The sequence below is a fragment of the Phormidesmis priestleyi BC1401 genome (assembly GCF_001650195.1).
Taxonomy (GTDB): Bacteria; Cyanobacteriota; Cyanobacteriia; order Leptolyngbyales; family Leptolyngbyaceae; genus Phormidesmis_A; species Phormidesmis_A priestleyi_B.
On the sequence record NZ_LXYR01000085.1, the window covers coordinates 1 to 13,583 of the forward strand.

The following is a 13,583-nucleotide window of genomic DNA, read 5'->3' on the forward strand; positions in this document are numbered from 1 at the left end:
GATTGAGATAACTCCAGCATCTGTTGATAGAGGTGAGTGGCTGCCCCTGGGTCATGTTTGAGATGATGACAACTCTCCTGAAGCCAGTGCCGTTGCTGGGCTAAATTAATGGGATAGAGGGCCACCGCCACCGCACCGAGATACCCAGAGGCATGATAGAAATCCAGCACTTGTTCGTGGGTATGGCGGTTGAGGAATTGCCAGTTTGAGGCTGCCCCATCCGCAATTCCGAGATAGGTGGCTTGGGGATAACGGGCTTTCGTGCGCGCGATTTCTCGCTCTAGCCGTTCCAGAAACGTCGCCTTGCCATATTCGGGGGTGGCTCCCATATAAATGGTGTGTTGTCGGTCTCCAAACGCGTCATACAGACTGATGGTGCCGACCATGGCTTCTCTCCATCCGGTGTCGCACAACAGCATACAGGTGCCATCTAAGCCAATGGCAACACTGGCAATTTCAGCGTCTAGTTGAGGGGGCACATAGTCCCAACTTTCTTCTTTCACCTCAATGATCGTGGCCACCGCTTCACTGAGACGCTGGATGTAGGACACGGCGACCGGGCGTTGATGATTCTCAGCCAAGTCTCGCTGCACGTCTCGGGCGGAACCATACGCCAGTTTCGAGGACACTTGTTTCGCAAACAGAGGCGTGGAGGTGATGATGATGCGAGACGCTCGCTCTAGCGGACAATCCGTTTTCCCGCCTCCAGAGCGCTGATAGACATGGCGTTCAATCACGACTTCTCCGTAGGGCGTTTGATACGCTTTGGGCTGCTTGCCTTTGGTTCGCATCACCTCTCCGGCAATCTCAATGGCTGAACCGTCGGTGTCCAGATACTCAAGAGCGGCTGTAGTGGCAATACGACCCGCCTCGTTGAGGCTTTCCTGAATCGCTTCTTCACTGGTCAGCAGCGAATGACTCAGGTCTATCGTCACTTCTATCCTGACTTGCGTCCCTTCTTGACTCAGCAATTGAGCGCTCATACTCACCACCTCTTGGTTGCCTCACTCAGTGATATCATGCTTGACCTACTAAATCAAGTAGAGGTCGCACCCCTTGAGAACGAGCTGATCAAGAAGCGTATGAAAATTTTTAGCGATGAAACAAGCTTGGTTCAACTGAACAATTCGCCACCGCGCCCCAGTAAAGTCCCTTATCACAATACTTCGGACGAAATTTGAGCAGGTTTCAGTCCTCAAACCCTGATTCAGCCGTGAACTGGATCTTTTCTTCAAAGTCATGGGAGCTAACATTGAGAAAACAGCTCAGTCCTAAAGCCGTAAGCCCTGAAAGCCTTTTGAAACCGTTCTAAAAAACGTCCGAGGTATCGAGCTATCATACTTAAATTTTCCTCATCACATAGAGAATTATATATTTTCAGCGATGAGTCCTGACTATTATTTAATGCTTCAAGAGCTGTTAAAGACTCACTATTCTAAGCGATTTAACTCGGTCGATGCAGATCAATACTCCAAACAAAATTTGAGTAGATTTTAAGACTCAAACCCTGCTCAAATTTTGTCTAGAGTATTGTACTTAGGATCATAGATTAAATAAATCCAGATCTCATTTAATCTGCAATCATTGATTCGTGGATCTTCAGAATCAAGCGTAAGATGGATGGGTTGAAGTCTAGACTGGCGAGGATTAACCATGGTCAAGCACTTACTCCTAATCAGGGTTGCTCGGCGTGACACGGATAGCAGTCTATCGTGGGGTCAGCGACTACGCCAATCGCTGCAAAGTCACGCGCTAGTCGGATTAGCGGCTTTAACGGTCAGTTTGCCTATGCCACCGCTGCAAGCAGCCACTGTGACAGCGGGCTTCTTCGGTCTGCCGATTCCAAGCTTGCCGATCCCTGGTGGCTCGATCGAGGATGTGCTAAAAGGGGCAGTCTCAGATCAACTCATTAAAACGTTGGGCAGCACCCTGACCACAGAGTCTCCTATCTCATCTAGTAGCGAGGCGCTTTTTCCAACGGTGAGCCAGTTGCCAGGACGTGCCTTTAATCCTCAAGCCATGCCGCCCAATCTGATTTCGCAAATTCGCAGCGCAGCCGATGGTTCAGTCACTCTCTTGCCTGGAGATTACCGGATTCCGGTCAATGTCTTTTGTATGAAAGTGTCGGCTCACAGTCCGGCGGGGCACCGTTATCTCTTGGCACCTCTCAAAGGGAAATCGGCTGACATCATCACGGCGCTGAATGCACGATCAGCAGGAACACTCACTCCTCACAGTCAACTGCAAGTCTTGTCGTGGAACTTGCAGTCTGGCATGAAATATGAAGAATTGACACCAGAACTACGGACGATCGTCGATCAATTCCTGCCCGACTATAAATCACGGCTGTCCCAGAGTTTTTATGAGCGGATTGAATCAACGTGGAGTAATCTTTCTGGAGCGATTCCAGGGTTGCCCTCAATGGATTCTTCTTTAGGACGATTAGGGAGAGTCGGACAAACGATCGTCACTCTGCGCCAAACCCGTGAAACCCTGATGCGTTACGGCAACAATTTTGAGTCTTTGTCTCGGACATTCGTCCCGACGGGTCAGGCAACCACTTCTGGTAGTTCAGCTAACACGCCGTGGAGCCAGATTAGTCCGCAAGTGTATGCGCGGCTGGTGACTCAAGGCACCTATGCTGACCCAGGCGAACTGCAAGTGCGGGTGGTTAATGCTGGCTCGATCGGTTTGCAGCCTGGACAATGGGTGGCAGCCACGAGTCTGGCAGGCACTCTAAACCTCGCCGCCGTTCCTGTAAAAGTGCCTCTCGCCGGACTGGTTGGCGACCCGCAAGATGCCAGTGTGCAACCGCTCTCCATGTCTCCCAAGCCAGACGATAAGGACGAGGAAGAATCGGGTTCTGGCTCGTTGCAGATTCAAGAAAAAGGGTTTTCAGGACCGCAGCGCAGTGACCCTCTCAATCAGGTCTAGGGAAAAACAGCCCCTTGATTAGCACCATGATTAGTGGTTGCATCGTAGGCTTTATGCTTCTGTTTAAAGGCTGCTTTGACGGCATCCCGTTTTTGTGCGGCTGCCTTCTGCAATGCGTCGCAGGATGGGGCAGGTGGCATCGCTTTCAACTGGGTGAGAAAGTTGTTTCCAGCATCAATTCCTAACTGTTTGTGCCCATCTTCATGAGTTTGCAGTGCCGCCAGATGTTTTTTCCAGCGATCGGTCAGCGCTTGAGGAGTACCACTGGGAGGAGTCCAGTCGGGCAATATAAAGGTCGTTTTAACCGTAACCGTGATGGTTTTGAATTTACAGCTAACGCCTTTCTTGCCGCCAGAGGTGAATTGAGCATCTAGATCCCAAACAGTGGAGGCATCAAACCGTTTCCCTTCGTCTGGGTTGAGGGGTCCTAATTGACTCATTTGCGATCGCAACTCAGCCGCCGTTTTGCCTTGAATCTTGTAAGGCGACGTGGTGGGTGTTGCCACAATTAAATCTGGATCGGCTGCTGAAGATATTAAGGCATATCCCACAATGCAACCACTCATCAAGCCTGCTAACCATTGAGTGTGCATCGATTTTCGGGGAGTGGGTTGTCCAGATGGTTGATTCATGGGGCTAATATAGGCGATTTAGAGTAAGTCCGATGTTCGTTTTTGTGACAGGTTTAGAGATTTATCTCGATCTCCGCCCGATAAAAAAGCATCTCAGAGGACATTCATTGCCTCGACGACTTGCTGAGAGACAAACGGAAGAATGGCTTCGTTAGTGCTGTGCGGTTTGCCTTCCGTAAACACTACTAATAGATAAGGCTGGAGATCGGATAACTCAACATAAGCAGCATCATGGCGAACGTGGCTGGTCAACCCTGCTTTTGACCACAAGTGCGCTGATTGAGGCAACCCTTCGCCCAAGAAGCCTGTCACCTGGTTGTCTCGATCGGCTCTGAGGTCGATCGGGGTGAGCGATCGCTGCATTAAATTCATCATGGTTTGCGATCGAGCAGCCGACACCGCGACTCCGCCAATGATGCTGTGCAGCAGTCGAGCCGAGGCATCGGTCGTCAGCATATTGCGATTCTCGAAGGTGTCTCCGACAAATGCCCGTTCTCGACCATATGCCCCATCGCACCAGGTTTTTTGATTCAGATTTACCGTCGTCAACTCTGACCAGCCCAGCCCCTGAAAATAGCGATTGACGATATTGCGCTGCTGTTTCCACGTTTCAAACGGGGCGGCAGGAAGCTCAGGTCCGCTGGTGGTGCCTGTCAAAATATCCATCACGAGACTCGTCGCGTCATTGCTTGAATCGACGATCATGTCGCGCATCGCTCGTTCAAACTCGTTAGAGGTTTGAATCATCCCTTTCTCTAGCCACTCGTGAGCCGCGACTAGATAGAACAGCTTGACCACGCTGGCAGGATAGATGCGCTCGACTCCTCGATAGCCAAAGCCGCGCACTGACTGCTTCCAAAACTCATTGGGACTGATCGCTCCCCCCGTGTTGACAAAAACGGGAGGATCATAGACTAGCCAGGTCAGGGCAATCTGATTTTGTGCCAGACTGGGAAATTCTGACCAGGTGGCTGCGAGAATCCGATCGCCCAATGTTTGCAGTTTTTCGTCTTTGCGGAAGAAAGTCATGATTAATAGTTAAGGCGTGAGCCGTTGATAATTAACTTGATTTATTCGTCGCTCAGTTGTATGCAGTATCTCACTAAAGCTAACCTCAATCTCTATACCTCTGCGGAACTCACTTGCCTAGCCACTCAAGCTGCGATCGGGCGCTTTTTACACATTCTGTCGGCTGCTGAAAATTCTCCGCTTCAAGTTCGGCTTTGCGAAGATGACTATCCGGGGTGGTTGGCGGCTGACGATCAGCAGTTTTTAGAAGAATCCGCCACGGTTTATCACGCGCCCGTGTGGTCAGAAACAGAGATTCGACAGCGACTTCCAGAGGTGATTGCGTTTACTGAGGCTGCGATCGTCGTTCCCAATCACTATCTCTGGGGCGGAACGGTTGCCCCGCATTATGACTGCTCTGGGTTAATGCAGGCTGCGTTTGGAGCGGTGGGCATTCGACTGCCGAGAGATGCTTATCAGCAAGAAGAATTTGTGCAGAAAATCGTCCTTTCTGATCTGATTCCGGGTGACTTGGTGTTTTTTGGTACGCCCGTTAAAGCAACTCATGTCGGGCTTTATTTAGGGAACGATCGCTATATCCACAGTTCTGGCAAAGATCAGGGACGCAATGGCATTGGCATCGATCGACTGTGCGATCGGGGAGATGCCGTAAGCCGCACTTACTACGCCCAAGTGAGAGGAGCGGGACGAGTTGTAAGAAGCTATCAGCCAAAATGCTCTTGAAAAGAAAATCTCCGCTTGCTGTTGTCTGTGGGTTTCGACTGCGCTCAATCCAATCATCGGAGGCTGACATTTGAACGAAGTCGAGGGCTGAGCAGAGCCGAAGCCTGATTAGTTAGGACTCTATTCGGCTGAAATTCCTTAGCCTTCTCTCCTTCTCAACGCCGCCTCCACCGCTTGCTGCTGATCTCGACGAGAAATCCACTGATGATAAGTGCGCGTATGGACTGCCACCGAATGCCCCATCATTCTTGCGGCAACCGTGTCAGATAAGCCGAAGTGAATCGTTCTCACCGCCCACGCATGACGCAGATCATAGGGTGAAAACGGCACCTTGTAGCGACGAAACTGCGCCGTTACGCGCTGCCCCACGGTTTGTAACGTGGTTTTTGTGAGGTCAGTCTCGATCGCAGGCAAACAGCCCGTTTTTAACTCAAATTCTTCAATCCACTCCGGGTAAAACGCCCAAACCTCGTGGCTTCCCGTCTTAGTCGTTGGCAACACTTCAATCATCGTGTTCTCTCGACTCAACCCTGAATAGTTGCAAAAAAAGACTTCATGATTTCTCAACCCATAAGTTGCCATAACTCCATAGACAAATCGCCACGCCGGGTTAGGAATTTGCTGCCAAGCTGCCACAATCTCTTCATCGGTTGGGAGCTGTCGAGCTTTGGTTTGACTGCTGCCATACCCGCCCCAAAACGTCTTTAACTCGGTCGGCAGTTTGAGATTTAGAAAGTCTGCTAAGGCGTTTAATGCGGTGCAGCAGACTTGACGACTGCGAGAATTAATTTCAGTCGAGTGAACCGTCTGATAGATGGCTTCAACCACGGTGAACTGAGAATGAGAGGTCGCGATCGCTGCCAGTTTCTTAACATAAGGAGCATACGCCGAGTTCCAAGTCGTCTTAGCTGACGCGAGATTGCGCTGTCGATCGGGCTGCGCCAAAAAATCTTGCTCAAATGCCTGAAGCTGCTCTAAAAGGTTCATCTGACTCAGACGCTTGCCGCCAAATGTGAGATAGTTTTGCCAGTCAAAACTGTTTTGAATCAGATGAGCCGCAATGATTTTTGCTTCTTGTTCGGCTTGCTTAAGCCCTGCATTGGTGGCTGGCAACCCCAAGCTTAGACGCTGCTGATATGGGCGCAGTCGCACACTATCGGGGCGAGGAGGCAACGTTGCTCTCAAATTTAGCTTGATGCCCCGTCGCTCAACCTGCACGCCCATTTGGGCAATTTTTAGGCGCTGATTGAGTTGAGCAATGCGCCCGTCGATCGCCTCATAGACTTTTGCAGAAATTGCGTCTATCTCCGCCATGATCCACTACTCTAAATACAAGACTTACTTTGGTCGAATGTCAACACCGCTGAAGTTCTGAGTCAGAACCATCGGGTTTGAGGAGTCGATTTGCAGACTTTCTTCAAACTCAATCAAGATTTTATTGTTAAAATCAGTAACAAAGCTGAGAACTCTAAGGAACTTTTAATAGTCATGGGTCGAGTAGGCGTTTTATTACTTAACTTGGGCGGACCCGATCGATTAGAAGATGTTCGTCCCTTTCTCTATAATCTATTTTCTGATCCAGAAATTATCCGCCTTCCGGTTCCCTGGCTGCAAAGTCCTTTGGCGTGGCTGATTTCAACGTTACGGGCAAAAAAATCGCAGGCAAACTACCAGCAAATCGGGGGCGGCTCTCCGCTGCGGCGCATCACCGAAGAGCAGGCAGAGGCGCTGCAAAAAGAGCTGCAGCAGCACGGGCAAGACACCCAGGTCTATGTTGGGATGCGCTATTGGCACCCCTTCACTGAAGAAGCGGTCGCTCAGATCAAAGGCGATGGAATCGATCGTCTAGTCGTCTTGCCGCTCTATCCTCACTTTTCAATTAGCACCAGTGGCTCTAGCTTCCGCTTGCTAGAAGACCTGTGGAAGAAAGACCCAGCCCTGCAACAGATCAAATACACCGTCATTCCGTCTTGGTATGACAGCCCAGGCTATTTAGAGGCAATGGCAAGTCTGATTGCTCAACAGCTCGATCAGCTTCCTCACCCCGATCAGGCTCATGTTTTCTTCAGCGCTCATGGCGTTCCGGTGAGCTATGTTGAAGAAGTGGGCGATCCCTATCAGCACGAGATTGAAGAATGTGCGCGGCTGATCATGCAGCGACTCGGCAGACCCAATGACTACACGCTGGCGTATCAGAGTCGAGTCGGTCCCGTTGAATGGCTTCAACCTTACACCGAAGATGCCATCAAAGAGCTTGCCGAAAAAGGGGTTGAAGATCTGGTCGTCGTGCCCCTTAGCTTTGTCTCAGAACACATTGAGACGCTGCAAGAAATCGACATGGAATATCGGGAGGTCGCCGAAGAAGCCGGAATTGAGCGATTCACCCGGGTTCCCGCGCTAAACACTCATCCGGTGTTTATCAACGATTTAGCAAATCTGGTCGTCAATGCCTTAAACGCCCCAGAAGTGAAATTTGCCGATGTGGTGCATCCTGGAAAGAACGTCAAGATGTATCCTCAAGAAAGCTGGCAGTGGGGTCTAACCACGTCTGCTGAGGTGTGGAATGGTCGAGTGGCGATGATTGGCTTGATTGCGCTGATTGTTGAAATGCTGATGGGGCGTGGACCTCTACACGCGTTTGGAATTCTGTAAATGTCGATCGAGGCTTCAATCACGAGTGGAGGTTCTCAAGCTAGAATCTCCACTTTTTAGTGACGATCGTGCAAGTGAGAACTTTGATCTGCCACGCGGTTAAGGGCTGGAGAAGTGCTCAATCGAACGTCCTGCTTTTGCCAACGCTGCCACGCTTGAGCGCTGCGAATGGCTAACCACAGCAGCAGCAGGGCGATGATTCCTCCTTGTTTTGGGGCATCAAACGCAAAGAGCACCAGGCAAACACATAAGGCATCTTGGACAAAGACAACCCATAAGGGCAACCCCTGCAATCGATAAAACCAGCCCACCTGCACGAGTTGCAGCACAAGCGCCAGCAGTCCGCCCACGCCGCCTAATATGCCAATGAGCCAGGGCGAAACCTCGGTCGCTTGAGCGATCGTCATTCCCATCAACGCGCCCACCACCGGGCTGAGAGACAGTTGCACGAGTTGCAGCACTCGTTGTCCGAGGCGATTTTTTGAAGCAAAGACTTCGATCAGCGACCAACTGACTAAAACGCCCATGACGATCGGGGGCGACACCCGATTTAGAAGGGGGACGTTCGCCCACGCATTACTTCCGGAGAGCAACCCAATCACTAGCAGAGGGAGAGCAATCCTTATTCCCGCTGCCGCCGATCCCGAAAGCACGGCTAGGAGAAGTTCTAACATGGGCAACTCGTGGCGATATTAACTAGGCTTGTGGGCGATCGTAAACTTCTGAAACAGGGTTAAAAACGAGATCAACTTCAGACAGAAAATGAGGAGGTCAAGATTTTTGGGCGTTGCTGAATCGATCTATGAAGCACAGATTTTACCCTCACCCTAGCCCTCTCCCAAAAGGAGAGGGGACCAGAGTTCTGGCTCCCTTCTCCCCAGGAAGATGTTGGGCAAAGCTCTCGCCCCACTTCGTGAGGAGGGCATTTCATATCTGCATTCAGCAACGCCGATTTTTGACCTGTTCCAATCACTATCGTCATTTTCCACAGGCTTCTCAAAATTAAAAGCAGTTTAAAACCCCTATGACTGATTCTCTCTTATCTGATGCGACTCAACCGCTAGAAAGAGCACTAAAATACACCTCAATTTCTGAAGATGCGATCGAGTCGCTCAAATTCCCTAAATCTAGCTTAACGGTTTCTATCCCAGTGCAGATAAATGATGGATCGCTGAAAGTGTTTTAGGGCTGTCGAGTTGTTTGGAGGCGCAAAAGGCGGCATTACGGTTAATTCAAAAGCGCTGTCTCGGCTGAAATTGGAGCGCCTGAGTCGAGGCTATATCGACGCGATCGCTGACTTTATTGAACCGGATGTCGATATTTTGGCTCCTGATGTCTACACCAACTCGATGATCATGGGCTGGATGATGGACCAATACAGCACTATCAGGCGACAAATCTGCCCCGGTGTGGTGACTGGGAAGCCTGCGATCGCGTTCCTCAGACGACGACCATCGCCGTGCAAGGATTTGGTAATGTCGGGGCAACGCTGGCAGAATTGCTGGCTCGATCGGGCTATCGCAGCCGAGAATTTTAGCTTCTCGTAAGTTTCTTAATAATGGATAGCGCGGCAAACTCTAAACGCCTGCGATCATCCCCGCTAGGAGAACAAAGCCGACTACGACATCTAATCTAAGGGCTGGTGAGGGAGGCGAACCACCGCGAGACAAATTGTAATATTGCCACCCCCACGCGATCGCGGCTACTCCCAGCGCGATCCAAAACGCCCCGTGAAGCTGCATCACTTCACCCAATTTTACGAGGAGCACGATCGTGCCTGTGTAAAAAACGGCAATCGCCTGCGGCGCAAATTTGCCAAAAAATAGTGCGCTAGAGTTGACTCCGATGCGCCGATCGTCATCTCGATCGGGAATCGCATAAACCGTATCAAACGCCAGCGTCCACAGCACAGTCGCGCCCCACAACAGCCAGGTTTCTCGCCCCAGGCACCCGGTCGCCGCCGACATTGCCGAACAACTGACCGCACTCCAGCTAATCAAAACGGCAAACCCCCAGGCGATCGACAGCACCAACTGCGGCACCGGAAAAACTCGTTTTGCACCGGGATACAGCACAATGATCGGCACGGCAGCGACGCAGAGCCAAAACGTGAGCGGGTTGAGATAAGCTGCCAAACCATAGGCACAGGCAAACCCCACAAGGGCGACGACTAGCCCGACTCTGACCGAGAGCGCACGAGATGCCAGCGGACGGCTGCGAGTGCGCTGCACCTGCGGATCGATGTCGCGATCCCACAAATCGTTGATCACACACCCTGCCGCACTCGTCGCCAGCGTGCCTAAAATAATGATGCCAACCAGCATTGCGGGCGGCGTTCCCCGTGCGGCTAAAAAGACTGCCCACAGCGCCGGGATCATCAGAATCAACCGTCCTTCAGGCTTATCCCATCGCAATAGACGCACGATCGAGCGCCCCGTAGATTGGGGAGACAAATTCTGTTGAGAGTCAGGCAGCATGGACATTTTTAAGAATGTTGAGCGGTCAATAGCGTGAAGTAAAATCGGCTCCCTGCGCCGTGGACAGACTCAAAGCCAATGTGTCCGCCCTGGTTTTCTACCAGTAGTTTACACAGAGATAGCCCCAACCCGGTGCCCGATATATTGGCTCGATCGTGATGACGCACCCGATAAAACCGCTCAAAAAGACGACCTTGAGCATCCGCCGGAATGCCTAGCCCGCGATCGTGCACCCAGACTTCGACGATATTCTCGGATTGTCTCGTTGCTCCGATCGCGATCGCGGCATCGGTCGGCGAATATTTAATCGCATTTGATAAAAGGTTGACCAAAATTTGAGACACTTGCCACCGATCGCCCCACACGTCTGGTAAATCGGGCTGACCACTGTAGGTCAACTCTGGACTGTGAAATTTGCCCATCACCTCTTCAACCAGGCTGCTGAGACAGAAGGCGATCGGACGAGCTTCTAACATTCCAGCTTCGAGATCTTGAAGCGCCACCAAGCTTTGCAGCAACTCTTGAAGATGCTCAACTTGCTGTTGAACCAGATCTAAGAATTCTCGACGCTGGTCATGGCTTAACGAGTCTTCGCCCAACAGGTACACCGAGCCGTGAAGAGACGTGAGCGGAGTCGCAAGCTGATGCAGCAGCAGATGAATAAACTGGGTCTGGTCTTCAACCTGCTGCTGAAGCATTTTTTTATCGTCAAGAACTGCTTGAGTCAAGGGTACATCAAGGGTGTTGTGGGTCAGAAAAGCCGCTTCACCAGGCATCGCAGGAACATCAGACATCTCAACTCAATACATACATTCTGGTGCTTGATTAAACTCGACCGATCAAGCCTTTTGGCGGAGTCGATCGCAAGCTCTCATCTGGCTATTTACATTATGTTACAAACTTACGCCGTTCATGACTTTTTCTCTGTAATTCGACCCGCGCTCGCTCAAATTTCAACCTCGTACGATCGCTCAAAAATTGGTGTAAAAATCAACTCCCAGAACCTCTAAGATCAGCGTGTCACTTCATAGAATCAGGAACCACTTCAAGGTCTATTCGTTCGTTGATTTTGGGCACGTTCTCGATTTTGTCAAAGACTTGGTTCTACATTGATTTCCCCCTCGATCGCCCATCATGCTTAATTCAACCGCTAAATTTAAGGAACCGCTGGTGAATAGTCCCATGCTGCCAGCGGATCAAGAGCGCATTCTTGCCGCGATTGATGTCGGAACCAATTCGATTCACATGGTCGTGACGCGAATTCAACCTTTGCTGCCTGCCTTTACGGTGATTGCGCGAGATAAAACCACCGTGCGTCTGGGCGATCGCTGCAAACAGACTGGGCGGCTAACCCCAGAGGCGATGCAGCGAGCGATCGTGGCGCTCAAACGCTGTCAAGACATCGCCAAAAGTTTGAATGCTGAACAGATTATTGCAGTTGCTACCAGTGCCGTGCGAGAGGCACCCAACGGGCAAGAATTTTTGCAACAAGTCGAAGACGAACTGGGGCTGTGGGTCAATCTAATTTCAGGCACCGAAGAAGCCCGGAGAATTTATCTCGGCGTTTTGTCGGGGATGAATTTCAACAATCAACCCCACATCATGATCGATATCGGCGGCGGCTCGACCGAGTTGATCTTGGGCGATGGACACGAACCTCGCACCCTCAGCAGCACCAAAGTTGGAGCCGTGCGCCTCAGTTCCGAACTGATCACCACCGATCCGATCAGTAACACTGAGTTTCACTATCTTCAGTCCTACATTCGAGGAATGTGGGAGCGCCCGATCGACGAGGTGCGATCGCAGCTTAAACCCGATGAGCGTCCGCGCATGGTGGGCACCTCTGGCACGATCGAAACCCTAGCAATTCTGCACTCTCGCGACAAATTTGGGACGGTGCCTGCCCCTTTAAATGGCTATCAGTTTAGTCTCAAAGACCTGCGTGAATGGGTCAACCGTTTGCGAAAACTCAGCTATGCCGATCGCCTGCTGATTCCGGGCATGAGCGATCGTCGGGCAGAGATCATTCTAGCTGGGGCGCTGATTTTGCAAGAAGCGATGACTTTGCTGGGCGCGGACTCGATCGCGATCTGTGAGAGATCGCTGCGCGAAGGGGTCATCGTCGATTGGATGCTTGCTCATGGGCTGATTGAAGATCGGTTGCGCTATCAAAGCTCGGTTCGGCAGCGCAGCGTGTTGAAGACGGCTCAAAAATATCAAGTTAATTTAGATCACAGTCAGCGAGTCGCCGAGTTTGCGCTGAGTTTGTTTGATCAGACTCAAGGCATTTTGCACAATTGGAGCGGCGAAGAGCGAGAGTTGCTTTGGGCGGCAGCGATTTTGCACAACTGTGGGCATCACGTTGGGCATTCGTCACACCACAAACACTCTTATTATTTAATTCGTCACGCTGAACTGCTGGGCTATAACGAGATCGAGATTGAAACGATCGCCAATCTTGCCCGCTATCATCGCAAAAACAATCCTAAAAAACGTCACGAATCCTATCGCAATTTGACGAGCAAAAAACATCGCAAGATTGTCGAGCAGCTCAGTTCTTTCTTGCGGTTGGCGGTGGCGCTCGATCGCAGACAAATCGGAGCCATTCGCTCGATTAAGTGTCAATACTTACCAGACGTGCAAGAACTGCGGCTCTTGATTGACAGCAGCCAACCGATGGATGACTGTGCCTTAGAACTGTGGAGCTTGGACTATAAAAAGGGCAGCTTTGAAACCGAGCATGGGATCAAGCTAGTGCCTGTTTTACGATCGTCCCTTACGTCTTAATAGCGAAAAAATCGCTCAGAACGTTTGTTGCTGCTCAGAAAAGGCGACAGAAGCAGGAATATTGCCATCACCTCGTCCTTCCAAAATCTGTGGTGCAATTTTCTGCCCTCACCCTAGCCCTCTTCCCAAGGAGAGGGAACTGGATAGCTCCCTTTCTTCTTGGAGAGAAGGGTTGACGAGGGCTTGCCCCACTTCATGAGGAGGGCAGAAGCCGCCTACAAGTTTTACAGGTTATTTGATTCACCATCCTAACAATAGTTCGGACAGTTTTTGCGGTCAGACGTGGACAGAAAAGCTATCCATCAGCTAGGGTGCAGATTAGAAACAAAGCGCACCGGATGGATAGCCA

Annotated in this window: 13 protein-coding genes; 6 read left to right on the forward strand and 7 right to left on the reverse strand. The window is 51.0% G+C overall.

The features are described from left to right. Nucleotides 1-983, reverse strand: a 983-nt coding sequence (locus tag A8707_RS23965) for a hypothetical protein (protein ID WP_068819698.1), incomplete at its 3' end; no start/stop codon positions are given. A gap of 670 nt (nt 984-1,653) precedes the next feature. Here A8707_RS23965 and A8707_RS23970 point away from each other — a divergent pair. Beyond that, nucleotides 1,654-2,934: a hypothetical protein gene (locus A8707_RS23970; RefSeq protein ID WP_068819699.1), complete on the forward strand. Its 1,281-nt coding sequence runs from the start codon at nt 1,654-1,656 to the stop codon at nt 2,932-2,934. On the opposite strand, the gene A8707_RS23975 is transcribed toward A8707_RS23970, so the two are convergent. Next, a complete protein-coding gene (locus A8707_RS23975; RefSeq protein WP_082906488.1) occupies nt 2,931-3,566 on the reverse strand; it encodes a DUF922 domain-containing protein in 636 nt (211 codons plus the stop codon). The genes A8707_RS23970 and A8707_RS23975 overlap by 4 nt on opposite strands. 93 nt (nt 3,567-3,659) lie before the next feature. After that, a complete protein-coding gene (locus A8707_RS23980) occupies nt 3,660-4,595 on the reverse strand; it encodes a serine hydrolase (protein ID WP_068819701.1) in 936 nt (311 codons plus the stop codon). 60 nt (nt 4,596-4,655) lie between these two features. Here A8707_RS23980 and A8707_RS23985 point away from each other — a divergent pair, with 60 nt between their 5' ends. Continuing rightward, nucleotides 4,656-5,318: a C40 family peptidase gene (locus A8707_RS23985; RefSeq protein ID WP_082906489.1), complete on the forward strand. Its 663-nt coding sequence runs from the start codon at nt 4,656-4,658 to the stop codon at nt 5,316-5,318. Nucleotides 5,319-5,456: 138 nt separating this feature from the next. Here A8707_RS23985 and A8707_RS23990 read toward each other — a convergent pair whose 3' ends face one another. Continuing rightward, nucleotides 5,457-6,632 carry a site-specific integrase gene (locus A8707_RS23990; protein WP_068819703.1) on the reverse strand — a complete coding sequence of 392 codons (1,176 nt, stop codon included), beginning with the start codon at nt 6,630-6,632 and terminating at the stop codon, nt 5,457-5,459. 174 nt (nt 6,633-6,806) lie between these two features. On the opposite strand from A8707_RS23990, the gene hemH reads away from it, so the two are divergent. Beyond that, nucleotides 6,807-7,970, forward strand: coding sequence for a ferrochelatase (gene hemH / locus A8707_RS23995; protein ID WP_068819704.1), 1,164 nt, complete (start codon nt 6,807-6,809; stop codon nt 7,968-7,970). Nucleotides 7,971-8,026: 56 nt separating this feature from the next. On the opposite strand, the gene A8707_RS24000 is transcribed toward hemH, so the two are convergent. Next, nucleotides 8,027-8,644, reverse strand: coding sequence for a DUF4126 domain-containing protein (locus A8707_RS24000; RefSeq protein ID WP_068819705.1), 618 nt, complete (start codon nt 8,642-8,644; stop codon nt 8,027-8,029). Between the two features lie 350 nt (nt 8,645-8,994). Here A8707_RS24000 and A8707_RS30500 point away from each other — a divergent pair, with 350 nt between their 5' ends. After that, nucleotides 8,995-9,156: a hypothetical protein gene (locus A8707_RS30500; RefSeq protein WP_331711740.1), complete on the forward strand. Its 162-nt coding sequence runs from the start codon at nt 8,995-8,997 to the stop codon at nt 9,154-9,156. Nucleotides 9,157-9,166: 10 nt separating this feature from the next. Then, the gene (locus A8707_RS30505) at nt 9,167-9,517 is read left to right on the forward strand and encodes a Glu/Leu/Phe/Val dehydrogenase dimerization domain-containing protein (protein WP_068819706.1); all 351 of its coding nucleotides are present in this window, start codon (nt 9,167-9,169) and stop codon (nt 9,515-9,517) included. 30 nt (nt 9,518-9,547) lie between these two features. On the opposite strand, the gene A8707_RS24010 is transcribed toward A8707_RS30505, so the two are convergent. Together A8707_RS24010 and A8707_RS24015 are read right to left on the reverse strand one after the other, a co-directional pair. Further along, nucleotides 9,548-10,447 (reverse strand): 4-hydroxybenzoate solanesyltransferase, encoded by a 900-nt coding sequence (locus A8707_RS24010; RefSeq protein ID WP_068819709.1) that lies wholly within the window; start codon nt 10,445-10,447, stop codon nt 9,548-9,550. Between the two features lie 8 nt (nt 10,448-10,455). After that, nucleotides 10,456-11,241 (reverse strand): sensor histidine kinase, encoded by a 786-nt coding sequence (locus A8707_RS24015; protein ID WP_068819707.1) that lies wholly within the window; start codon nt 11,239-11,241, stop codon nt 10,456-10,458. A 376-nt stretch (nt 11,242-11,617) separates the two neighbouring features. Between A8707_RS24015 and A8707_RS24020 the strand changes: the two genes are divergently transcribed. Further along, a complete protein-coding gene (locus A8707_RS24020; RefSeq protein ID WP_331711741.1) occupies nt 11,618-13,234 on the forward strand; it encodes a Ppx/GppA phosphatase family protein in 1,617 nt (538 codons plus the stop codon). Nucleotides 13,235-13,583: the final 349 nt, after the last annotated feature.

Coding starts and splice junctions, on each gene's coding strand:
- hemH (WP_068819704.1), top strand. CDS start 6,807: ATGGGTCGAGTAGGCGTTTTATTACTTAACTTGGGCGGACCCGATCGA.
- A8707_RS23970 (WP_068819699.1), top strand. CDS start 1,654: ATGGTCAAGCACTTACTCCTAATCAGGGTTGCTCGGCGTGACACGGAT.
- A8707_RS30500 (WP_331711740.1), top strand. CDS start 8,995: ATGACTGATTCTCTCTTATCTGATGCGACTCAACCGCTAGAAAGAGCA.
- A8707_RS23980 (WP_068819701.1), bottom strand. CDS start 4,595: ATGACTTTCTTCCGCAAAGACGAAAAACTGCAAACATTGGGCGATCGG.
- A8707_RS23975 (WP_082906488.1), bottom strand. CDS start 3,566: ATGAATCAACCATCTGGACAACCCACTCCCCGAAAATCGATGCACACT.
- A8707_RS23985 (WP_082906489.1), top strand. CDS start 4,656: ATGCAGTATCTCACTAAAGCTAACCTCAATCTCTATACCTCTGCGGAA.
- A8707_RS24010 (WP_068819709.1), bottom strand. CDS start 10,447: ATGCTGCCTGACTCTCAACAGAATTTGTCTCCCCAATCTACGGGGCGC.
- A8707_RS24000 (WP_068819705.1), bottom strand. CDS start 8,644: ATGTTAGAACTTCTCCTAGCCGTGCTTTCGGGATCGGCGGCAGCGGGA.
- A8707_RS23990 (WP_068819703.1), bottom strand. CDS start 6,632: ATGGCGGAGATAGACGCAATTTCTGCAAAAGTCTATGAGGCGATCGAC.
- A8707_RS24015 (WP_068819707.1), bottom strand. CDS start 11,241: ATGTCTGATGTTCCTGCGATGCCTGGTGAAGCGGCTTTTCTGACCCAC.